We start from the raw sequence: 22,225 nt of genomic DNA, 5'->3' as shown, positions 1-22,225 counted from the left end.
ATGCGGGACAATGGTGCGGTGACCTCAGCGACTCCCCGGCCCTGGATCCCGGCCGCCAACGCCCCCGCGCCCCGGCTCATCGCCACGGATCTGGACGGCACGCTCCTGCGGGACGACAAGTCCGTCTCGCCGCGGACGGTCGCCGCGCTCGCCGCCGCCGAGAAGGCCGGCATCGAGGTGTTCTTCGTGACCGGCCGGCCGGCCCGCTGGATGGACGTCGTGAGCGATCACGTGCACGGCCACGGCCTGGCAATCTGCGGGAACGGCGCGGCTGTGGTGGACCTGCACGGCGGCCCCGGCCGCCACCGGTTCGTCAAGGTCAGGGACCTCGCCCCGGAGACGGCCCTGGACGTCGTGCACATCCTGCGTGCCGCCGCGCCCGGCACTTCGTTCGCGGTCGAGCGGACCGGAGGCCTCCACCACGAGCCGGCGTATCCGCCGCTGCACATGGAGCCCGGCGAGAGCGTCGCCGCGGCCGAGAAGCTGCTGTCGGACGGTTCGCCCTGCGCCGACCAGCCCGTTCTCAAGCTGCTCGCGCACCACGCCGAGCTCGCCCCCGACGAGTTCCTGGCCCTGGCCCGCGCCGCCGTCGGCGACCGCGCCGCCATCACGCGCTCCAGCCCCAGCGCGCTCCTGGAGATCAGCGGCCCCGGCGTCTCCAAGGCCAGCACCCTCGCGCTGTGCTGCGCCGAGCGTGGCATCACCGCCGCCGAGGTCGTCGCCTTCGGGGACATGCCCAACGACATGGAGATGCTGGCCTGGGCGGGCACGTCGTTCGCCATGGGCAACGCGCACCCGGATGTCCTCGCCGCCGCGTCCGGACACACCGTGGCCAACAACGAGGACGGGGTGGCCGCCGTGATCGAGCAGATTCTGGCAGCGCGGGGGATTTCTGGTGACGGCTCCATGGGCGCGGGCACCGTCACGCCGGGCACGCGCTCGCAGGGCACGCCTGAGACGACGTAGCAGAAACGGTCCTGCGCGCCGACGCCCGACGCCCCCTGGCATCGGCACCGCCCCGCGTAGAGCAACGCACTCCCTAGAGCGCCCCCCGCTCCGTCAACCACGGCATCGGATCGACAGCCGACCCGAAATCCGGAGTCAGACGGACCTCGAAGTGCACGTGCGGTCCCGTCGAGTTGCCGCTCGTCCCCGACTGACCGATCCACTGCCCGGCACGCACCGTCTCGCCCTGGTCGACCAGGACGGCGGCCAGGTGCGCGTACTGCGTGTAGTAGCCGCCCGGATGGCTCACGACGATCTCGATGCCGAAGGCGCCTCCGCAGGACACCTTCACCACCTTGCCCGCGCCGACCACCCGCACCGGTGTCCCGATGGGGACCGCGAAGTCCTGCCCGGTGTGCCGCTGCGCCCAGTGATCGCCCGCGCTGTCGAAGCCCGCGGACAGCGTGTAGTCCTCCACGGGCGGCACCCACGCGCGCGTGGTGGGCGTTCCGGACTGGTCCAGGCGCGCCGCGCCCCGGCACTTGCCTGCCGCCACGGACTCGTCGGCCTCACCCTGAAGCTGTCCCTGAGCCGTCTTGAGCTTGTCGTCGATGCCCTGCTTCAGGGAGGCGAGTTGAGCGGCCTTCGCATCGAGGGAGCGGCGGGTGGTTTCGGCCGCGCTCTGGTCGTCGGCGAGTTTGCGCTCGGCCCGGCGGCTCTTGGCGACGGCGTTGTTCACGGCCAGGTCCGCCTGCCACACGGCACGCTGACCGCGCATCAGGTCCTCAGGGCTGTCGGCGAGCAGCATCTGCGCCGCCAGCGGAACGTCGCCTCCGCTCCGGTACTGCGCCCGCGCGATCCGGCCCAGATCGTCATGGAACACGGAGATCTGCCGGCGCTCATCGGCGAGCAACTGATCCAGCTTCTGCACTCTGGCCTGCTGCGCGGCGGCCTCGCGCTGCCCCGCCTCGTAGCGCTGGGAGGCCGCGGACGCCTCCTCGTAGAGCTTCGCCACCTGGGCACTCGTCCCGGCCCCCGCGGATCCTTCGGAACCGTCGGAAGCCTCCGTGCGGGTGCCGGCGAAGGCGATGAGCGCGCACAGCAGGATCGGTACGACTAATGGTCGGACACTGCGTTGACGCATGTCTCGGATCGTTGCCGCAGGCACCCGGAGACGGCCTGTTGAACTCGTACGCCCGGGGGACCGGGTGCCCCGGACGGCGCATACGCGTACCGCCGAACAGGGTCCGAGTCAGTTCGCTTACGACGGGCATGTCGTGACGCTCTGTCCGGTGACCGGCGGCACCCTCAGTGGCTTGCCCGCCAGCTGCCGTCGGCACCCTCAGCGCGGTGGGCTGGCAGCTGCCGTCGGCCCCTCCTAACGGTGCCCGCCAGCCGCTCGAACACCCTCAGTACGGTGCTCGCCCACCGCCATCAGCCCACTCAGCGCCCGCGCCCGCCAGCCGCCTCCGGCACACCCAGCGCCCGCCTCCCGCGCCGCCCGCGTGGCTGACGCCATCCCCGGACGGCACCCTCAGTACGTTGCCCGCCAACCGCCTCCGCCCCCTCAATGCGGCCCCTCCCACACCACCGTCGTCCCGCCCCCGTCCTCCCCCATGCCCTGCCCGTACCAGCTGTCGCCGCCCAGGGACTCGGCCCTCCGCTTGAGGTTCTTCAGGCCGCTGCGCCGGCCGCCCTCGGGGATGCCCACGCCGTCGTCGGCGACCGTGAGCCGGACGCCGCGCCGCCCGTCGGGCAGGGCCACCGTCGCGTCGACGATCACGTCGATCCGGGCGGCCCGCGCGTGCCGGAACGCGTTGGACAGGGCCTCGCGCAGGGCCGCGATGAGGTTCTTCGCCGTGAGTTCGCCCACCAGGCTGTCCACCGCGCCGACGAAGTGATGCGTGGGCTTGAAGCCGAGCGGGACCGCCGCCATGTTGATCTCGCGCAGCACCCGCGTGCGCAGCCCCGACGGCGCCTCGGCGGGCCCCTGCTGGAGCGCGAAGATGGCCGTGCGGATCTCCTGGATCGTGACGTCCAGTTCGTCGACGGCCTTGCCGACACCGACCCTCACCTCGGGCACGACGGACCTGCGCTGGGCGCTCTCCAGCATCATCCCGGTCGCGAACAGCCGCTGGATGACGAGATCGTGCAGGTCACGGGCGATCCGGTCGCGGTCCTCGTACACCGCGAGCCGCTCCCGGTCGCGCTGCGCCTCCGCCATCATCAGCGCGAGCGCGGCCTGCGAGGCGAACTGGGCGGCGAGGGTCCGTTCCGTCTCGGTGAAGGGCCGTGCGCCACGCGCGCGTGGTGTGACGAGCGTCCCGAGGACGCGGCCGTCGCTCTGCAGGGGCAGCATCATGGCCGGCCCGTAGTCGTGCGCGACGCGGGTCAGGACGCGCGGGTCGGTGGCCAGGTCGTCGACGAACACCGCGGCGCCGGCGAGGAGTTCGGCGATGATCTCGCTCTCGGCCGGGATGATCACGCCGAGGGCCTGCGACGGCCTGTCCGACGAGACCGCCACGATTTCCATGCCGCCCTCCTCCGCGGGCAGCAGCACGAGACCGGCCGCCGAGCCGGACAGGTGCCTGGCCTGCTCGGCGACGACCTGAAGGGCCTCTTCCGCGTCGCCGCCCGACAGCAGCGCGGTGGTGACGGCCACCGATCCATCGATCCACCGCTCGCGCTGCCTCGCGGACTCGTACAGGCGCGCGTTGCCGATGGCGATGCCGGCCTCCGTGGCGAGGACGCGGACCATGTTCAGGTCGTAGTCGTTGAACTCGGCGCCGCCACGCTTCTCCGCGAGGTACAGATTGCCGAAGATCTCGCCCTGGACGCGGATGGGGACGCCCAGGAAGGTCCGCATCGGCGGGTGGTGGGCGGGAAGTCCGCAGGCGCGGGGGTCGTCCGCCAGGTCGACGAGGCGCAGCGGGTCCGGTTCGTGGATGAGCGCGCCGAGCAGTCCGTGGTGCCCGTCGGGCAGCCGCCCGATGCGTGTCACCGTCTCCTCGTCGACGCCGTGGTGGACGAAGTCCGACAGCCCTTCGCCGCCTTCGGAGACGACGCCGATGGCTGCGTACCGGGCGTCGGCGAGCTCGGCGGCCGTCTCGCAGATGCGGTCGAGGGTGAAGTGCAGCTCCGGGCCGGTCCCTACGGAGCGCATCGCTTCGAGCAGCTGCGGCACCCGCGCGGTCAGCTCGGCGGACAGCCCGTGCAACCCCCGCGTCGCCGCCGCCACGGCATCGGCGGAGTCCGACGGCGAGGGGCCGACCGTCGGGGAGGGGTCGACGGCGGAACCGGAATCCCGATCGCCGTCGGACGGCGGGACGGCGCCGGGTGCCGGAGCTGCTGACATGCCTCGAGACTAGTCAGCCCCCATGGATTAGTCCCATTTAGCGAGGAAAGTCGGGCTACCGGGTGACAACGGTCGGGAACCGAGCGTCTCCGGGGACGGCGGTCCGGAGCTGAGCCGTCTCCGGGGACGGCAGTCGGGAGCCGAACCTCTCCGGGGACGCCAGTCCGGAGCCCGGTGCCTCCGGGGACGCCAGTCCGGAGCCCGGTGCCTCCGGGGAGCGCGGCAGGGCTGTCCAGCCACCAGCAGCTCGCGCTGGCCGGGACTATCCAGCCACCAGCAACTCCGCCTCCCGCTCACGCTCCCGCAGCGTGCGCAGCGGCCCGTCCACGGCCACCAGCTCCGCGTACGCCCCGCGCTGCACCACCCTGCCCTCGTCGAGAACGATCACCTCGTCCACGGCGTCGAGCCCGGCGAGCCGGTGCGTGATCAGCAGCGTCGTCCGGCCCTCGGTCGCGGACAGCAGATCCGCCGTGAGCGCGTCGGCCGTCGGCAGGTCGAGGTGCTCGGCCGGCTCGTCGAGTACGAGGACGGGGAAGTCCGCGAGCAACGCGCGCGAGAGCGCGAGCCGCTGCCGCTGGCCTCCGGACAGACGCGCGCCGTGTTCGCCGACGAGGGTGTCGAGCCCGTCGGGCAGCGAATCGGCCCACTCCAGGAGCCGGGCCGCGGCCAGCGCCGCACGCAGTTCGTCCTCGGTGGCGTCCTTCTTCGCGAGGAGCAGGTTCTCGCGCACCGAGCTGTCGAAGAGGTGCGCGTCCTGCGCACAGAGCCCGACGAGCCGCCGCACAGCGTCCCCGTCGAGCCCGTACGCGTCCTCACCGGCCAGCGTGTACGTCCCCTCGCCCGCGTCCAGGAACCGCAGCAGGACCTGCGCGAGCGTCGTCTTGCCGGACCCGGACGGGCCGACGACGGCGACCCTGCGGCCCCGCTCCAGCGTGAGGTCGACCCTGTGGAGCGCGTCCCGGCCCTGCCCGTCGTGGCGGGCGGCGAGCCCACGCACGTGGAGCGGGAAGGGCGTCTGCGGCGCCTGCGCGGGCGCCGCCGGCTCGTGCACCGGCTCCGGGGCGTCCAGGACCTCGTAAACGCGCTCGGCGCTCTTCTTGACCCGCTGGCGGTACTGCACCGCGAGCGGCAGACCCATCACGGCCTCGAACGCGGCCAGCGGCGTCAGGACGACCACCGCGAGCGCGACGCCGTGGAGCTGTCCGTCCCGCACGCCCTGGACCCCGGCGAGCGCCGCGCCGGCCACCGTGAGGCCGGTGATCAGCGCGGTCAGACCGTCGCCGAGCGCGGTGGCGGTGGCGGCACGCCGGGCGATACGGGTGAGCACGGAATCGGCGGCCTTCGCCTGGGCGGTGCGCGCGGGCAGGGCTCCGGCGACGGTCAGTTCGGCGGTGCCGGTGAGGAGTTCGGTCACGCGCATGGCGAGCACCCCGCGCGCGGGGGCAAGCCGACGCTCGGCCCGGCGGGCGACGGCTCCGGAGAGCAGCGGTACGCCGACCCCCGCGAGCAGCAGGCCCACGGCGAGTACGGCACCGGCGGCCGGCAACAGCCAGGCCGTGAACGCGACGGACCCGGCACCGACCAGCGCGGCGGCCGACGCGGGCAGCAGCCAGCGCAGCCAGTAGTCCTGAAGGGCGTCCACGTCGGCGACGAGCCGGGAGAGCAGATCACCGCGGCGCGTCGTACGCAGACCGGCGGGCGCGAGCCGCTCGAGGCGCCGGTACACAGCGACCCGGGTGTCGGCCAGCATCCGCAGTACGGCGTCGTGCGACACGAGCCGCTCGGCGTACCGGAAGCAGGCGCGGCCGATCCCGAAGGTACGGGTCGCCGTGACGGCGACCATCAGGTACATCACCGGCGGCTGCTGCGAGGCCCGCGAGATGAGCCACCCGGACGTCGCCATGAGCCCCACGGCACTGCCGAGAGCGAGCGCGCCGAGCAACAACGCGAGCGCAAGCCGCCCCCGCCGCGCACGAGCAGCCCGCCGCACCCGCGCGAGAACACTGCCTCCGGCCCGGGACCCGGCGAGTGCGTGATCGTCCTCCACGGAGACGACGGACTCACGCACGTGGACGGCGAGTTCCGGACCACCTTCTACGGAGTCGACAGGCTCACGCACGTGGACGGCAGGTTCCGAACCCCCCTCTACGTAGACGCCGGACTCACGCACATGGGTACCCGGCTCCCGAACGCCCTCCCCAAGGACGCCCGCCCCCTGACCGCCCTCCCCGAGGACACCCGACTCCAGACCACCCTCTACGAAGACGCCCAGTTCCCGACCGCCCTCCCCGAAGACCCCCGCCCCCCGATCACCCTCTACGTAAGCCCCCGCCTCAACCGCCTCACCCCGCGGCCCAGGCACCCCCTCCGCCGCCCCCAGCCGCACCACCCGGTCGGCGACCGCCAGCAACGCGGGCCGGTGCACCACAAGAAGCACGGTCCGGCCCACGGCCAGCCTGCGCACCGCCTCCACGATCCCCGCCTCGGTCCCCCCGTCGAGCGCGGCCGTCGGCTCGTCGAGCAGCACCACGGGCCGGTCGGCGAGGAACGCCCGCGCCAGGGCGAGCCGTTGCCGCTGCCCGGCGGAGAGCCCCGCACCGTCCTCCCCGAGCAGCGTCCCCGCACCCTCGGGCAGCGCGCCCACGAACTCCTGCGCCCCCGCCTCCCGCAGCGCCTCGTCGACCTCCTCGGGCGACGCGTCGGGCCGCGCGAGCCGTACGTTGTCCGCGATCGACCCGGCGTACAGCTGCGGCCGCTGTGGCACCCAGGCCACGCGCGCGTGCCACGCCTCCCGGTCGAGCCCGGCCAGGTCGGCGCCCCCGACGAGGACCCGCCCCGCCTCGGGCCGGACGAACCCGAGCGCGGCGCCGAGCAGCGTCGACTTGCCCACGCCGCTGGGGCCGACGAGCGCCACCGTCTCACGCGGGGCGACCTCGAAGCTGACGTCGGAGACGGCCGCCTCGGACCGCCCCGCGTAGCGGATCGTCACTCCGTCGAAGGCGATCCCGGTGGCCTCGGGCACCGCGCCGGTACCGGACGGCGGCACCGGGGTCTCCAGGACCGCGAAGATCTCCTCCGCGGCGGCGAGCCCCTCGGCCGCCGCGTGGTACTGCGCCCCGACCTGCCGCAGCGGCAGATACGCCTCGGGCGCGAGGACGAGGATGACCAGACCCACGTAGAGGTCCATGTCGCCGTGGACCAGACGCATACCGATGGTCACGGCGACCAGCGCGACCGACAGGGTCGCGAGAAGTTCGAGGGCGAACGACGACAGGAAGGCGATGCGCAGCGTCCGCATCGTCGCCTGCCGGTACTCGCCGGTGATCCGGCGGATCGACTCGGCCTGCGCCTTGGCCCGGCCGAACACCTTTAGCGTCGGCAGACCGGCGACCACGTCCAGGAAATGCCCGGACAGGCGCGACAGGAGCCGCCACTGACGGTCCATGTGCGACTGGGTGGCCCAGCCGATGAGGATCATGAAGACGGGGATCAGCGGAAGCGTGCAGACGATGATCGCCGCGGACACCCAGTCCTCGGTGACGATGCGGGCGAGCACCGCCACGGGCACCACCACGGCGAGCCCCAGCTGCGGCAGATAGCGCGAGAAGTAGTCGTCGAGGGCGTCCACACCGCGCGTGGCGAGCGCCACCAGGGACCCGGTCCGCTGCCCGCCGAGCCACCCGGGTCCGAGCTGGGCGGCGCGCTCCAGGAGCCGTCCGCGCAACTCCGACTTGACCGCCGCGCTGGCCCGATGGGCGGCCAGCTCGGTCAGCCAGGAGACCAGCCCGCGCCCGACGGCCACCAGGGCCAGCAGCACGAGCGGGGTCCGCAGCCCGGCCCCGCCGAGACCGTGCTGGAAGGCACCCACGACCACCTCGGCGATGAGCATCGCCTGAGCGATGACCAGAGCCGCCCCGGCGACGCCGAGCACGACCACCGCGATCAGGAAGAGACGAGTGGCCCTGGCGTACCGGAGCAGACGCTGGTCGATCGGTTTCACGTGAAACACACCCTCATGTCAGCAGGGTTCAGTGCGCGGCGTCGGCGATGTGCTGCGTACCGATGCGCTTGCGGAACACCCAGTACGTCCACGACTGGTAGAGCAGCACGATGGGCGTCGCGATCGCCGCGCACCAGGTCATGATCTTCAGGGTGTAGGGGCTCGACGAGGCGTTGGAGACCGTGAGGCTCCAGGCCGGGTTGAGCGACGACGGCATGACGTCCGGGAACATCGTCAGGAAGAGCATCGCGACGGCGGCCGCGATCGTGACGCCGGACAGGGCGAACGACCAGCCCTCGCGCCCCAACTGGTTGGCGCCGATGGCTGCCACCAGGGCGACGACGGCGATGATCATCGCGACGAGCGACGAGCTGTCACCCTTGTCGGCCTGCGTCCAGATCAGGAACGCCAGCGCGAAGGCCGCGGCCACCAGGCCGAGCCCGAGCGCCGCCTTCCGCGCCCGCACCCGGATGTCGCCCACCGTCTTGAGCGCGGCGAACACCGCACCGTGGAAGGTGAACAGCGTCAGCGTCACCAGACCGCCGAGGATCGCGTACGGGTTGAGCAGGTCCCCGATGTTGCCCACGTACTCCTTGTGCGCGTCGATCTTCACGCCGCGCACGATGTTGGCGAAGGCCACGCCCCACAGGAACGACGGGATCACCGAGGTCCAGAAGATCGCGTGCTCCCAGTTGGTCTGCCACTTCTCCTCGGGCCGCTTCGCCCGGTACTCGAAGGCGACACCGCGCACGATGAGGCAGAGCAGGATCACAAGCAGCGGCAGGTAGAAGCCCGAGAAGAGCGTCGCGTACCAGTCGGGGAAGGCGGCGAAGGTCGCGCCGCCGGCCGTGAGCAGCCACACCTCGTTGCCGTCCCAGACGGGTCCGATGGTGTTGATCAGGACGCGCCGCTCGGTGCGGCCGCGGGCGAATCCCTTGGTCAGGATCCCGATCCCGAAGTCGAAGCCCTCCAGGAAGAAGTAGCCGATCCAGAGGATCGCGATGATGACGAACCAGACGTCGTGAAGTTCCATGCCTCAGCAGCTCCTCAGGCTCAGTACGAGAAGGCCATGGGCCGGTCGGCATCGGAGTCGCCGCCGGAATCCGCTCCGGATCCCGGCCCGCCGATCTTGGTGGGCGGGTTGAGATCGGCCTCGGTGAGCTCGGGCGGCCCCTGCTTGACGTACTTGAGCATGAGCTTCACCTCGATGACGGCGAGGATGGCGTAGATGAGCGTGAACACGGTCAGCGAGGTGATGACCTCGCCCTGCGAGACACCGGGGGAGACCGCGTCCCTGGTCCGGAGCACGCCGTAGACCACCCAGGGCTGGCGCCCGGTCTCGGTGAAGATCCAGCCCCAGGAGATGCCGATGAGCGGGAAGATCAGCGTCCACTGGGAGAGGCGCCACCACCAGTTGCCGAGCTTCGGCGTCAGCTCCGTGTTCTTGGTGAGCATCAGCTTGGGCACGTCGTCCTCGCCGGTGCGATGCGCCGGCGCCAGCCAGAACTTGCGCCGTGTGAGCCACAGACCCGCGGTGCACAGCGCCATCGAGACCCCGCCGAAGCCGATCATCCAGCGGTACGACCAGTAGGCGGTGGGGATGTTGGGCCGGTAGTCACCCGGACCGTACTTCGCCTGCTCCGCCTTGTTGATGTCGTTGATGCCGGGGATCTCGGCGTTGAAGTCGTTCTTGGCGAGGAACGACAGCACTCCGGGGATCTCGATGGCCACGGTGTTGTGGCCCTTGGCGACGTCGCCGTACGCGAAGATCGAGAACGGGGCGGGCTTCGTGGTGTCCCACAGCGCCTCCGCGGCCGACATCTTCATCGGCTGCTGCTCGTACATCACCTTGCCGAGCGTGTCCGCGCTGACGACGGTGAGGAGCGTGCCGACCATGGCCGTGACCAGGCCGAGCCGCAGCGACTTGCGCATGGTGCGGACGTGCTGCTTCTTGCGCAGGTGGTAGATCGAGATGCCGGTCATGAAGGCGCCGCCGACCAGGATGGACGCGCTGATGACGTGCCAGAAGTTGACCAGCACCGTCTCCTGCGTGAGCACGGCGAGGAAGTCGGTCAGCTCGGCACGCTTGACGCCGTCCCGGTTCACGATCTTGTAGCCGACCGGATGCTGCATGAACGAGTTGGCGGCCATGATGAAGTACGCCGACAGGATCGTGCCGATCGACACCATCCAGATCGTCGCGCAGTGCAGCTTCTTCGGGAGCTTGTCCCAGCCGAAGATCCACAGGCCGATGAAGGTCGACTCGAAGAAGAAGGCGATCAACGCCTCGAAAGCGAGCGGTGCACCGAAGATGTCACCGACGAAGCGCGAGTAGTCGGACCAGTTCATGCCGAACTGGAACTCCTGCACGATGCCGGTGACGACACCCATGGCGATGTTGATCAGGAAGAGCTTGCCCCAGAACTTGGTCGCCCTGAGGTAGTGCTCCTTGCCCGTCCGCACCCATGCCGTCTCCAGGATCGCCGTGAGAGCGGCGAGCGAGATGGTCAAGGGCACGAACAGGAAGTGGTAGACGGTCGTGATGCCGAACTGCCATCGCGCCAGAGTTTCCGGCGCAAGGGCCATCACCGTGGTGGAGTCCACTGCGTCATCTCCTTACGTCGCCGTGGTCACAGCGGCAGTATGCCCCTTTAATCCCACTGATCTTCGGGTGAACCGGACGCGCTTGTGAACGCGTTCACATTCACAAGCATTATGTACTACTAGCTCCGGACAACCCAAAGGGGGGTCCCCCTTAACTTCGGGAAACCCCCCATGTCACCCCAACCCCGGCACCCACCGCCGAAGGGCCGGGCTACATCTCCTTGAAGAACGCCGCCGCCGCGTGCAGGAAGACGTCGTTGGCCTCGGTCTCCCCGATCGTGACCCGCACCCCGTCGCCGGCGAACGGCCGCACGACCACACCGGCCCGCTCGCACGCCGCCGCGAAGTCCGTCGTGCGCTCCCCCAGCCGCAGCCACACGAAGTTCGCCTGCGTCTCCGGCACCGTCCAGCCCTGCTCCCGCAGCGCCGCGACCACGCGCGTGCGCTCGGACACCAGCGAGCCGACCCGGCCGAACAGCTCGTCCTCGGCCTGCAGCGACGCGACCGCCGCGTCCTGGGCGAGCTGGCTCACGCCGAACGGCACGGCCGTCTTGCGCAGCGCGGCGGCCACCGGCTCGTGCGCGATGGCGAAACCGACCCGCAGCCCGGCGAGGCCGTACGCCTTGGAGAACGTCCGCAGCACCGCGACGTTCGGCCGGTTCCGGTAGAGCTCGACGCCGTCCGGTACCTCGGCGTCCCGGATGAACTCGCGGTACGCCTCGTCGAGCACGACCAGGACATCGCTCGGCACCCGGTCCAGGAACCGCTCCAGCTCGGCCCGGCGCACCACCGTGCCGGTCGGGTTGTTCGGGTTGCACACGAAGATCAGGCGCGTGCGGTCGGTGATCGCGTCGGCCATGGCGTCGAGGTCGTGGACGTCACCGGACGTCAGCGGCACCGGCACCGCCGTGGCCCCGGAGATCTGCGTGATGATCGGGTACGCCTCGAAGGACCGCCAGGCGTAGATGACCTCGTCGCCGGGACCGCTCGTCGCCTGGAGCATCTGCTGCGCCACACCGACCGAGCCGGTGCCCGTCGCCACGTGCGTGACCGGCACGGCGAAGCGTTCCGCCAGCTCGTTCATCAGCCCGGTGCAGGCCATGTCGGGGTAGCGGTTGAAGGACCCGGCCGCCGCGAGAGCACTCTCCATCACACCGGGCAGCGGCGGATACGGGTTCTCGTTCGAGGACAGTTTGTACGCCACCGGACCACCGGCCGCAGCGGGCTTGCCCGGCTTGTAGACGGGGATGCCTTCCAGCTCGGCACGCAGCTTGGGGCTCGTCTCGCTCACCGCAGTCCTCCTCGCGACCACCATTTCAATACTGCTCACCTTAAGAGGATTCACGGCAGACCCCAATGGGCCAGGGCCCCGCGTCATCCGCTCCAGGGTCCGCCACCACCCACGAGGTCCGCCACCGGCCAGGCGAAGGCGTACGGACGAGGGGGAGCGCTCCCCGGTCCGTCGCGCGCCGGTGGCACGCGCCGTGGCGCGCGTCCCCCGTGAAGGTGAGTTGAGACCTACTCGCAACATCGCCGACTTGGCAGGCCTATGCGCGCCGACAAGTGCCGTCCTAACGCCTGAACGCCGAACTTCCTTGCTTTCCATGGGCATTGACTGGTCCAGGCCATGCAGAAACGTGCCTGCCAACAGGTGCATATGCATTCCCGCCACCCCGCCGCATGAGCCCTACTATCGGCTCGCCATGACAGCAGCAGGGAAGCACCAGGTGAGCCGGGCGGAGACCACCCGCCGGAGCACCCGGCAAGGACGCGCAGGGATCAGAGACGTTGCCGCCGCCGCCGGGGTCTCCATCACGACTGTCTCCGATGCGCTCAACGGTAAGGGCCGGCTCCCGGACGCCACCCGACGCCATGTCCGCGAGGTCGCCGACCGGTTGGGCTATCGCCCCTCCGCGGCGGCCCGAACGCTCCGTACCGGCAAGTCCGGCCTCATCGGCCTGACCGTGACGACCTACGGGGATGAACCTTTCACCTTCACCGAGTTCGCGTACTTCGCGGAAATGGCGAGAGCCGCCACATCGGCGGCACTGGCCCGCGGTTACGCCTTAGTCATTCTGCCCGCCACCTCACGCCACGACGTGTGGTCGAACGTCGCCCTCGACGGCACCGTCGTGATCGACCCCTCCGACCACGACCCGGTCGTCACCGAGCTGGTCCGCCAGGGCCTGCCCGTGGTCTCGGACGGGCGCCCCGCCGGCACCCTCCCCGTCACCGCCTGGGTCGACAACGACCACGAGGCCGCCGTCCTCGGCATCCTCGACCACCTCGCCGACGCGGGGGCCCGCCGCATCGGACTGCTCACCGGCACGACCACGGACACGTACACCCATCTGTCCACCTCCGCGTACCTCCACTGGTGCGAACGGATCGGACAGGAACCCGTGTACGAGTCCTATCCCGCGCACGACCCGTGTGCGGGGGCCGTCGCCGCCGACCGGCTCCTGGCCCGCCCCGACCGGCCCGACGCCGTGTACGGACTGTTCGACCCCAACGGCACGGACCTGCTCGCCGCCGCCCGCCGGTACGGCCTGCGCGTCCCCGACGACCTGCTGCTCGTCTGCTGCAGCGAATCGACCGTGTACGCCACCACCGAACCGCCCATCACCACCCTGTCGCTCAAACCGCGGCGGATCGGTACGGCGGTCGTCCAGCTCCTGATCGACGCCATCGAAGGCGTCGCGTCGGACCGGCCGGTCGAACAAGTGGTGCCGACGGAACTGATCGTGAGGACCTCGTCCCAGCGCCGTCCGCCGCGCACCACCGTCAGCCCGCCCCGCTCCCCGCGCAAGGACTGAACGACGGCTTCCGGGTGGTCTCCCCGAAGACCACCCGGAAAAGCCCGTACCAATTCGGGAGAAAAGCACGGCGAACTGCCGCCCGGATCCGATTCACCACCCCTGGTGCACCACACAGCGCGAGCCGCATTCCTATGATGGGCGGACGACACCGCGGGCCGCTGCGACCAGGCAGTCCGATCGGGTGCAGAGGCGGCGCAATGGTGGTGGAGGGGTCGATGACTCAGGGGGCCGGTCAGGGACCCGAGGTGCGCACGGCGACGCTGCGCGACTTCCGCGTTCCGGCGTACGTCCACGACGTACCGGCATACGTCCAGGAGCCCGGCCCCGACCTCGAGGCCCCCGTCCTGTCCGTGCCGGTACCCGCACAGCCCGACCCCCGGCGGCACGTCCTGTACAAGGACGGTCCGTTCCCGGCGTCCGCGTACCCGCAAGCCTCAGCGGAGGCCCCCGAGGCCGACGAGCCCGAGGGCTACACGCCGACACAGCGCGATCTGCCGGTCATCCATCGGGGTGACACGGTCCAGGTGCACATCGACGCCGAGCCGGCGCCCCGGTCCGCGGACGGTCTCGGTCCGCTGTACGTCGTCGGCGACGTGCACGGCTACCTCGACGAACTGACCGAGGCCCTGCACGAGAAGGGCCTCATCGACGCCGAGGGCAACTGGTCGGCGGGCACCGCCCGGCTGTGGTTCCTCGGCGACTTCACCGACCGCGGGCCCGACGGCATCGGCGTCATCGACCTCGTGATGCGGCTGTCCGCGGAGGCCGCGGCCGCCGGCGGCTACTGCAAGGCCCTGATGGGCAACCACGAACTGCTCCTCCTGGGCGCCAAGCGCTTCGGCGACACGCCGGTCAACTCCGGGGCGGGCACTGCCACTTTCCAGGCGGCCTGGCTGCTCAACGGCGGGCAGAAGGCCGACATGGACCGGCTCCAGGACGTCCATCTGCAGTGGATGTCCCGGCTCGACGCGATCGAGCTGGAGGACGACCACCTCCTGATGCACTCCGACACGACCACGTACCTCGACTACGGCGACTCGATCGAAGCGGTCAACGACACGGTCCGCGAGACCCTCACCCGTAACGACGCGGACGAGTGCTGGGACCTCTTCCGCAAGTTCACCAAGCGCTTCGCCTTCCGCGATGAATCCGGCCCGGACGCCGTACGCGAACTGCTCGGCGCCTATGGCGGCACGCGCGTCGTCCACGGCCACAGCCCCATCCCGTACCTCCTCGGCGAGGTCGGCACCGAGGACGCGGCGGACGGCTCCGAGGACAGCCGCCCCCTGGTCGAAGGCCCGCACGTGTACGCCGGCGGACTCGCGATCGCGATGGACGGCGGCGTGACCATGGCCGGAAAGCTGCTGGTCCAGCAACTCCCCATGGATAGCTAGCGGTTACCCGGGCAGACGCAGCGCACGGGGGCGCAGGCGGACCACCGGGCCAAATTCGGGAAATCCCCTGTCACCGCGTGCCTTCACCGCTCTACCATCGGTTTATCCGTAGCAGGCTCCCCTCCGTTTCTGCCAGACGGCTCGCAACCATGCGAGCCCCCAAGCCCTACGGAGCATCGGGGGATGCACATGAACAGCGCTCCGCACCTGCTGAACGAGGACCGCCCCGAGTTCGAGCGGATCCTCGATGAGGCGCTGCGTACCGCACCCGACCGGCCCGATCTCGCCGCCCTGGGCCAGCGGCTCAACCCCGAACAACTACGCACCATGGCGCTCAACGCCACCGCTCTGATCACGGCCGCGGCCGCCACCGAGTACCAGAACTACGTGAAGGTCCGCGCGGATCTGCGGGCCGCGCCGCAGCCCGTGCCCAGGCAGGACGAGGAGGGTGTTCCGGCCGAGTCCGGCGAGGGCACGACCGGCCTGGCCCCAGCCATGGGAGAGGCGACCGAGACCGGAGCCGGCGTGACTGCCGTCGTCGCTGTGCTCGCTCCCGTGCTTGCCGGGACGGCCGCCGTGATCTTCCTGCTCGTCGGGTACCTGCTGAAGCTGTTCAACCCGGAACAGGCCTTCGCCCAGACCCTGTTGACGGCCGGCTGGGTGTTCGCCGCGCTCACTGCGGCGGGCATCCTCGTCGCCGGTGTCGCACTGCTGCTCACCGCCCTGCGCAACGGTGCGACGTCCTTGCAGGCCGGCGCGCACAACGATTCCAGTGAGGAGGTCGACCGGGCCAGAGAGGCCTGGGGTCTGGTGCTCCTGGAGCGCGGCATAGTGCCGTTCCTCCGGGAGGCGCTCGCGGATCCTCCGACGGCCCCCGCGACCCGCGGCGGCCCTCCCGGAGCCGTGAACCGTATACCGCACCTCGGGTACAACAGGCCGGGGTTCAGCAGCCCGGCGACGGAAGGCGGCTCCTCCGGCCGCCCGAGCTACTCCAGCCCGGACTTCAGCAGCCCCGACTACGGAGGCCCGGACCACCAGCCGGACTAGGGCGCACGGCACTTCCCCCTGAGCGGGACGCTCACGCACGAGCGCCCCGCTCACCCGTATACGGGCCAGATCAGTCCGCGACCGACAGCCAGACCTGTCAGTCGGCGATCGGCAGCCAGACCTGTCAGTCCGCGATCGGCAGATAGACCCGGTTGCCGGCGGCGGCGAACTCCTTGGACTTCTCCGCCATGCCCGCCTCGATCTCGCTCTTCGTCCCGCCGTGCTCACGGCGGATGTCCTGCGAGATCTTCATCGAGCAGAACTTCGGCCCGCACATGGAGCAGAAGTGGGCGGTCTTCGCGGGTTCGGCCGGGAGGGTCTCGTCGTGGAACTCCCTTGCCGTGACCGGGTCGAGGGCCAGGTTGAACTGGTCCTCCCAGCGGAACTCGAACCGCGCGTCGGACAGCGCGTCGTCCCATTCCTGGGCGCCCGGGTGGCCCTTGGCGAGGTCCGCCGCGTGGGCCGCGATCTTGTACGTGATGACGCCGGTCTTCACGTCGTCACGGTTCGGCAGGCCCAGGTGCTCCTTGGGCGTGACGTAGCAGAGCATCGCCGTGCCCCACCACGCGATCATCGCGGCGCCGATGCCGGAGGTGATGTGGTCGTAGGCCGGTGCGATGTCGGTGGTCAGCGGGCCGAGCGTGTAGAACGGCGCCTCCTCGCAGATCTCCTGCTGGAGGTCGATGTTCTCCTTGATCTTGTGCATCGGGACGTGCCCGGGGCCCTCGATCATCGTCTGTACGTTGTGCCGCTTGGCGATGGAGTTGAGCTCACCGAGCGTGCGGAGCTCGGCGAACTGCGCCTCGTCATTGGCGTCCGCGATGGAGCCGGGCCGCAGGCCGTCGCCGAGCGAGTACGTGACGTCGTACGCCGCGAGGATCTCGCACAGCTCCTCGAAGTTCTCGTAGAGGAAGCTCTCCTTGTGGTGCGCGAGGCACCAGGCCGCCATGATCGAGCCGCCGCGCGAGACGATGCCCGTCTTGCGGTTCGCGGTGAGCGGGACGTACGGCAGGCGCACACCGGCGTGGACCGTCATGTAGTCGACGCCCTGCTCGGCCTGCTCGATGACCGTGTCCTTGTAGATCTCCCAGGTCAGCTCCTCGGCGCGGCCGTCGACCTTCTCCAGCGCCTGGTAGAGCGGGACCGTTCCGATCGGGACGGGGGAGTTGCGCAGGACCCATTCGCGGGTGGTGTGGATGTTGCGGCCCGTGGAGAGGTCCATGACCGTGTCGGCGCCCCAACGGGTCGCCCACGTCATCTTCTCCACCTCCTCCTCGATGGACGAAGTGACCGCGGAATTACCGATGTTGGCGTTGACCTTCACCAGGAATCGCTTGCCGATGATCATCGGCTCGATCTCCGGGTGGTTGACGTTGGCCGGCAGGACCGCGCGACCCGCGGCGATCTCCTCGCGGACGACCTCGGGCTCCACGTTCTCCCGGAGGGCCACGTACTCCATCTCGGGCGTGATCTCCCCGCGCCTGGCGTACGCGAGCTGGGTCACCGCCTGGCCGCCGCGGCCGCGGCGCGGCTGCCGGGGGCGGCCGGGGAAGACCGCGTCGAGGTTGCGCAGGCCGCCGCGCGGCGAGGTGTGCTTGATCCCGTCGTCCTCGGGGCGGACCGGGCGGCCCGCGTACTCCTCGGTGTCGCCGCGGCCGATGATCCAGTTCTCCCGCAGCGGCGCGAGGCCCCTGCGGACATCGGTGTCGATGGTCGGATCGGTGTACGGCCCGGACGTGTCGTAGAGCGTGACCGCCTTGCCGTTGGTGAGGTGCACCTGGCGGACCGGCACCTGGAGGTCGGGGCGTGAGCCCGTGACGTACCCCTTGTGCCAGCCGATGGACTTCCCGGCCTCGCCCGTCCCTGCGGACTGGTTGGAGGCAGGCGTGCGTGCGTCCGATGTGGTCATGAGACCTACTCCCTACGCCGGCATTACCCGGTAACAGGTTCGGCGGTCGACGCAGCGGCTTCCGTCGGACGATGTTCCACGTGAAACATCGCCGAAGCGGAGGTCAGCGCCCTCTCAGCCCGGTGCTCCGAGCTCCCGCGTGTGCAAAGGTGCCCCCACGCTAGCGTCATATCTGGCGCGCTGAACAGAGGGCCCCTGCCGTTCTTGCGATGATCGGGCGGTGACCAGCACGCAGCAGCCCCCGCTCCCGCCGTCGCTTCCCCCGCAGAATCAAGGGCATTCGGGCCACGGGCACTCCCACAGCCACGGCCCCGCCGCGCCCGTTTCCCGGCATCTGCGGAAGGTCATCGCCGCGGTACTCATCCCGTTCTCCGTGGCGGTCGTCGTCGGTCTCGTGGTGCTGTGGCCCGGTGGCGCACCACCCCACTCCCGTTCGGGCGTCGGGTTCGACCGGCAGACCCAGCAGGCCACCGTCACACGTGTCGACAAGGTCGACTGCGGCTCCGTGAACGCCTCGGGCGGCGCTCCCGCGCCGGGCACGCCGACCTCTGGAGGCCCCTCGGCAGGGCAACCGGCAAAGGGCACGTGCGGGAAGGCAACGGTCCGCATCGACAGCGGCAAGGACACGGGCCGTACGTTCACGGAGATCGTGCAGCCGGACTCACCACGGCAGTTGCACGAACGGCAGCAGGTGATCGTGGCCTACGCGCCCGACGCGCCCAAGGAACTCCAGTACTCGGTCACCGATGTGAACCGCCGGTTCCCGATGGCGCTGCTGGCCGGCATCTTCGCACTGGTCGTGGTCGTCGTGGGACGGCTGCGGGGCGTCATGGCGCTCATCGCCCTGGCCGTCAGCTTCATGGTGCTGACCTTCTTCATCCTGCCCGCGATCCTGCAGGGGTCGAATCCACTGGTGGTCGCCGTGGTCGGGGCGAGCGCCATCATGCTGATCGCGCTCTACATGTGCCACGGACTGACGGCCCGCACCTCGGTGGCGGTGCTCGGCACACTCGTGTCGCTGTTCCTGATCGGCCTGCTGGGCTCGCTGTTCATCGGCTGGGCGGCGCTGACGGGCAACACGGACGACAGCACCGGCCTGATCCACGGCCTTTATCCGTCCATCGACATGAGCGGTCTGCTGCTCGCCGGCGTCATCATCGGCTCGCTCGGCGTGCTGGACGATGTGACGGTCACTCAGACCTCTGCTGTGTGGGAGCTGCACCAGGCGGACCCGACGATGGGCCGGCGCGGGTTGTACCGCGCGGCCATCCGCATCGGCCGCGACCACATCGCGTCCGTGGTCAACACCCTGGTCCTCGCGTACGCGGGCGCGGCGCTGCCGCTGCTGCTGCTCTTCTCGATCGCGCAGAGCGGTGTGGGGTCCGTCGCCAACAGCGAACTGGTGGCGGAGGAGATCGTCCGGACCCTCGTCGGCTCGATCGGCCTCGTCGCCTCGGTTCCGGTGACGACGGCACTCGCGGCCCTGGTGGTCTCCGCCGACCGCGTGTCCCCTGCCGACCGCCCGGCTTCCCCGACATCCGCTGCACCTGCCGCGGCTGGTGCGGTACGCGGAGGCAGAGGCCGGCGCCGCAAGCGCTGAACCCCTGCGGGCACTCCAAGGGCACCGGTCTGCTGAAGCGTTACGTCAGTTGAACGTTCGGGGAATCCCGGTGCAGGTCAGCCCGCGCTCTGCTCCTCGGCGAGGATCTTGTCGAGCTCCTCGTCGAGATGCGTCTCGAAGTCGGCCAGCGCCCGCTCCTGACCGAGCGGGACGAGCCTGTCGGTGCGGTCGAGGAACGCGATGAGCGGAGCGATGCCCGCCCTGAACAGCGCCTGGTCGCCGCCGACCTGGAGCTTGATGTGCACCTCGCCCGGCATCTCGCCCTCGCTGCCCACCAGTTCCACCGGTTCGATCCGCACATCGCCGTCACCGCAGGGGATCGCGATCCCGTCCACCAGGAGCTCCCTTCCGAAGGCCCAGGTCACCGGGGCGTCCCCGGGCAGGTGGAAGGTCAGCCGCACGGCATAGGGATCAGCGGCGACATACCGCAACTCCACCGGGATGCGGAAGGAGAGCTCCTCGGACACGAGGAAGCTCATCATGACCTCTGCTTGTACCGACTGTGCCGACTCGCGCATCGCCTACCCCGTCAAATTGCCGTCGATCGGCCGGGAACAACCGTCCCGACGCTCTTCGCATCTTGCTTAAAGTACATGCGAGATCACAAGGAGTGAGTTTTCAGATGCTGATAGAGAAGGCGAGTGTCCCCATCAGCTTGCCCACTTCGTGCTGCAACTGACGTGCCGCGGGCAGCAGCCGGCCGGCCTGATGAGCGGGCAACGAGACCGCGATCGTGGCTGCTGTGGACCCCACAGTGATGGGAAAAGCGGCGCAAACCGTGCCCAGCGCATACTCCTGACGCTCCACCACAGGCTGCATCCGCCCAAGCCCCGCAAGGCGTCGGAGCAGCGTCCGGTCGTCACGCACCGTGTACGGGGTGATCGAATACGCTGGGTAACGATCGAGGTGGCCCCGTCGGCCCTCGTCGTCGAGCTGGGACAGCAGGCACTGGCCGATGGCATGTGCGTGTCCCGTCTCGCGGAAGTCGGCCCATTCCGAAACCGCGGGATTCCCGGGCGTGTCGGCGACGGAGACGACCTCGATCTCGCCCTCCCGGTAGACCGCGAAGTACACGGGGATGCCGATGGCGTCGCGCCAGTGCCGCAGGCCATCGGTGATCATGCCTCGGCGATTCTGCTGTGCGGCGCTGCTGCTCAGCTGCTCGGTCGCCGCTCCCAGCGTGAACACGCCCTTCTCCTTGCGGAGATAGCCCTCGTGGGCGAGCGTGCGCAGCAGGTGGTACGTCGTGGGGAGCGCGAGGCCCGCCTCCCGGGCGAGCTGTTTCGCGGGGGCGCCGTCGCTGTGCGATGCGACGGCTTCGAGGAGGCGCATCGCGCGCTGGACGGAGCCGATGAGGGTGGGCGGGGCGGCGGTCAGACCCTCGGCGCGAGCCTCGTCGGCCCCAGCCTCGTCGTGGCCTTCTTCGCAGACGTGCGGGTGGCCTTTGGGGGATGGGCGTGCCGGGTCCGGGGACGTGGCGTCGGGAGGCTTGGTGCCGGCCGGCCTGGTGGCGGGGGACCTGGTGGCAGGTGGCCGGGTACCGGAACGTGTCGTGTCACGGTGCGTGGTGTCGGCGGACAGCGGGGCGGCGGAAAGGGGTTCAGCCGTGGCCAAGATTCACTCCCGAAGCGGGTGGGCCCCCGCTTCTCGGGATCGCGGGGGTGCGACCGTCGAGTCCGGGACTCTAGCCCTGGCCACCACTCCGGAAGGGCCGCGCGGGGAAACTTCCCCCGCGCGAGCGAACCGCGCTTGACCGGCGCTACCAGTCGCTGCGCGAGGACGAACCCGTCATGAACTTCCTTACGACGTAGATGAGTCCACCGACCAGGGCCACGAAGAGCAGCACCTTGAAGAGCAGGTGGATCACGATGCCCAGGACGCTGACTATCAGCCCGCCGAAGACGACCAGGGCGATGACCGGCACCGCGATCCACTTGACCCACCACGGCATCCCCTCGAAGATCTCCCGCACCGCCATCGTCCTGACCTCTCTCCGGAGCCGCACCGCTTCGATGCGGCTGAATGTCTGTTGCCTGAGTGCCGGTCCGCGTGTCCGCAGGACCGGCCCGTCTGCATTCGATGCTGGCACGTCGAGGCGCCCCGTGGGGCCCTCGGACCCCTTGTCGTTCCCTGAGCGAACCCTTAGGGGACCCCGAGACGCGCCCTCAGCTCTCAGGTGGAGAGAACACCACCAGAACCCTCAAGTCCTCGCTGATGTGATGGAACTTGTGCGTCACCCCGGCCGGCACGTACACGACGCTGCCGCGCGCCACCTGGGTCGTCTCCATGCCGACGGTCAGCGACGCACGGCCGCTGACGACCACGTACACCTCGTCCTGCTGGTGCGGCCGCTGCGGGTCCTGGTCCCCCGCGTCGAGCGCGTACAGCCCGACCGACATGTTCCGCTCCCGCAGGAACTGCAGATAGGCGCCGTCGTTCGCGGCGCGCTCCGCTTCCAGTTCGTCCAGCCGGAATGCCTTCATCCCTCTTGTCCGCCCCTTGCCTGTGAACGGCCTGACCCGGTCGCTCTC

Annotated in this window: 16 protein-coding genes and 1 riboswitch; of the genes, 5 read left to right on the top strand and 11 right to left on the bottom strand. The window is 70.2% G+C overall.

Annotation, left to right across the window (positions count from 1 at the left end; genetic code table 11):
- Positions 1-966 (top strand): Cof-type HAD-IIB family hydrolase, encoded by a 966-nt coding sequence (locus tag ABZ893_RS21985; RefSeq protein WP_361406306.1) that lies wholly within the window; start codon positions 1-3, stop codon positions 964-966.
- Positions 967-1,039: 73 nt separating this feature from the next.
- Here the strand turns inward: ABZ893_RS21985 and ABZ893_RS21980 are convergent, their stop codons facing one another.
- The 6 genes from ABZ893_RS21980 to hisC all read right to left on the bottom strand — a co-directional run bounded on the left by ABZ893_RS21980 (position 1,040) and on the right by hisC (position 12,195).
- A complete protein-coding gene (locus ABZ893_RS21980; RefSeq protein ID WP_361406304.1) occupies positions 1,040-2,089 on the bottom strand; it encodes a peptidoglycan DD-metalloendopeptidase family protein in 1,050 nt (349 codons plus the stop codon).
- A gap of 423 nt (positions 2,090-2,512) precedes the next feature.
- The gene (locus tag ABZ893_RS21975) at positions 2,513-4,300 is read right to left on the bottom strand and encodes a GAF domain-containing protein (protein ID WP_361406301.1); all 1,788 of its coding nucleotides are present in this window, start codon (positions 4,298-4,300) and stop codon (positions 2,513-2,515) included.
- Positions 4,301-4,562: 262 nt separating this feature from the next.
- Positions 4,563-8,300 carry a thiol reductant ABC exporter subunit CydD gene (gene cydD / locus ABZ893_RS21970; RefSeq protein WP_361406298.1) on the bottom strand — a complete coding sequence of 1,246 codons (3,738 nt, stop codon included), beginning with the start codon at positions 8,298-8,300 and terminating at the stop codon, positions 4,563-4,565.
- A 28-nt stretch (positions 8,301-8,328) separates the two neighbouring features.
- Positions 8,329-9,333, bottom strand: coding sequence for a cytochrome d ubiquinol oxidase subunit II (cydB, locus tag ABZ893_RS21965; RefSeq protein ID WP_361406295.1), 1,005 nt, complete (start codon positions 9,331-9,333; stop codon positions 8,329-8,331).
- A 20-nt stretch (positions 9,334-9,353) separates the two neighbouring features.
- The gene (locus tag ABZ893_RS21960; protein ID WP_361406681.1) at positions 9,354-10,886 is read right to left on the bottom strand and encodes a cytochrome ubiquinol oxidase subunit I; all 1,533 of its coding nucleotides are present in this window, start codon (positions 10,884-10,886) and stop codon (positions 9,354-9,356) included.
- A gap of 229 nt (positions 10,887-11,115) precedes the next feature.
- Complete coding sequence (gene hisC, locus ABZ893_RS21955; RefSeq protein ID WP_361406292.1) at positions 11,116-12,195, bottom strand: histidinol-phosphate transaminase; 1,080 nt, start codon at positions 12,193-12,195, stop codon at positions 11,116-11,118.
- Between the two features lie 412 nt (positions 12,196-12,607).
- On the opposite strand from hisC, the gene ABZ893_RS21950 reads away from it, so the two are divergent.
- From ABZ893_RS21950 to ABZ893_RS21940, 3 genes are all read left to right on the top strand, one after another.
- The gene (locus tag ABZ893_RS21950) at positions 12,608-13,720 is read left to right on the top strand and encodes a LacI family DNA-binding transcriptional regulator (protein ID WP_361406289.1); all 1,113 of its coding nucleotides are present in this window, start codon (positions 12,608-12,610) and stop codon (positions 13,718-13,720) included.
- 218 nt (positions 13,721-13,938) lie between these two features.
- A complete protein-coding gene (locus tag ABZ893_RS21945) occupies positions 13,939-15,117 on the top strand; it encodes a metallophosphoesterase family protein (RefSeq protein ID WP_361406286.1) in 1,179 nt (392 codons plus the stop codon).
- 183 nt (positions 15,118-15,300) lie between these two features.
- Positions 15,301-16,164: a hypothetical protein gene (locus ABZ893_RS21940; RefSeq protein WP_361406283.1), complete on the top strand. Its 864-nt coding sequence runs from the start codon at positions 15,301-15,303 to the stop codon at positions 16,162-16,164.
- Between the two features lie 124 nt (positions 16,165-16,288).
- Here ABZ893_RS21940 and thiC read toward each other — a convergent pair whose 3' ends face one another.
- Positions 16,289-18,073, bottom strand: a complete 1,785-nt coding sequence (thiC, locus tag ABZ893_RS21935) for a phosphomethylpyrimidine synthase ThiC (RefSeq protein WP_361406280.1) — start codon at positions 18,071-18,073, stop codon at positions 16,289-16,291.
- A riboswitch (TPP riboswitch) is annotated at positions 18,066-18,222 on the bottom strand. It overlaps the preceding gene by 8 nt.
- A gap of 71 nt (positions 18,223-18,293) precedes the next feature.
- Here thiC and ABZ893_RS21930 point away from each other — a divergent pair.
- On the top strand, positions 18,294-19,673 hold the full coding sequence (locus ABZ893_RS21930; protein WP_361406277.1) for a YibE/F family protein: 1,380 nt from the start codon (positions 18,294-18,296) through the stop codon (positions 19,671-19,673).
- Between the two features lie 77 nt (positions 19,674-19,750).
- Here the strand turns inward: ABZ893_RS21930 and ABZ893_RS21925 are convergent, their stop codons facing one another.
- The 4 genes from ABZ893_RS21925 to ABZ893_RS21910 form a co-directional block, all read right to left on the bottom strand.
- Positions 19,751-20,212, bottom strand: a complete 462-nt coding sequence (locus ABZ893_RS21925; RefSeq protein WP_361406274.1) for an SsgA family sporulation/cell division regulator — start codon at positions 20,210-20,212, stop codon at positions 19,751-19,753.
- Positions 20,213-20,312: 100 nt separating this feature from the next.
- Positions 20,313-21,071: a helix-turn-helix domain-containing protein gene (locus ABZ893_RS21920; protein WP_361406678.1), complete on the bottom strand. Its 759-nt coding sequence runs from the start codon at positions 21,069-21,071 to the stop codon at positions 20,313-20,315.
- Positions 21,072-21,453: 382 nt separating this feature from the next.
- Positions 21,454-21,666 (bottom strand): DUF5326 family protein, encoded by a 213-nt coding sequence (locus tag ABZ893_RS21915; protein WP_361406676.1) that lies wholly within the window; start codon positions 21,664-21,666, stop codon positions 21,454-21,456.
- A gap of 193 nt (positions 21,667-21,859) precedes the next feature.
- Positions 21,860-22,177 (bottom strand): cupin domain-containing protein, encoded by a 318-nt coding sequence (locus ABZ893_RS21910; protein WP_361406271.1) that lies wholly within the window; start codon positions 22,175-22,177, stop codon positions 21,860-21,862.
- Positions 22,178-22,225 lie beyond the last annotated feature (48 nt).

It is taken from the genome of Streptomyces sp. NPDC046821, from assembly GCF_040645335.1.
Lineage (GTDB): Bacteria > Actinomycetota > Actinomycetes > Streptomycetales > Streptomycetaceae > Streptomyces.
Note: the sequence above shows the minus strand (reverse complement) of the source record. Positions and strands in the feature narration are given on the sequence as shown.

Excerpts from the sequence above, each read along its gene's own strand:
- ABZ893_RS21985 (WP_361406306.1), top strand. The coding sequence starts at position 1 with ATGCGGGACAATGGTGCGGTGACCTCAGCGACTCCCCGGCCCTGGATC.
- ABZ893_RS21910 (WP_361406271.1), bottom strand. The coding sequence starts at position 22,177 with ATGAAGGCATTCCGGCTGGACGAACTGGAAGCGGAGCGCGCCGCGAAC.
- ABZ893_RS21940 (WP_361406283.1), top strand. The coding sequence starts at position 15,301 with ATGCACATGAACAGCGCTCCGCACCTGCTGAACGAGGACCGCCCCGAG.
- ABZ893_RS21950 (WP_361406289.1), top strand. The coding sequence starts at position 12,608 with ATGACAGCAGCAGGGAAGCACCAGGTGAGCCGGGCGGAGACCACCCGC.
- ABZ893_RS21925 (WP_361406274.1), bottom strand. The coding sequence starts at position 20,212 with ATGCGCGAGTCGGCACAGTCGGTACAAGCAGAGGTCATGATGAGCTTC.
- cydB (WP_361406295.1), bottom strand. The coding sequence starts at position 9,333 with ATGGAACTTCACGACGTCTGGTTCGTCATCATCGCGATCCTCTGGATC.
- ABZ893_RS21945 (WP_361406286.1), top strand. The coding sequence starts at position 13,939 with ATGACTCAGGGGGCCGGTCAGGGACCCGAGGTGCGCACGGCGACGCTG.
- ABZ893_RS21975 (WP_361406301.1), bottom strand. The coding sequence starts at position 4,300 with ATGTCAGCAGCTCCGGCACCCGGCGCCGTCCCGCCGTCCGACGGCGAT.
- ABZ893_RS21960 (WP_361406681.1), bottom strand. The coding sequence starts at position 10,886 with ATGGCCCTTGCGCCGGAAACTCTGGCGCGATGGCAGTTCGGCATCACG.
- thiC (WP_361406280.1), bottom strand. The coding sequence starts at position 18,073 with ATGACCACATCGGACGCACGCACGCCTGCCTCCAACCAGTCCGCAGGG.
- ABZ893_RS21980 (WP_361406304.1), bottom strand. The coding sequence starts at position 2,089 with ATGCGTCAACGCAGTGTCCGACCATTAGTCGTACCGATCCTGCTGTGC.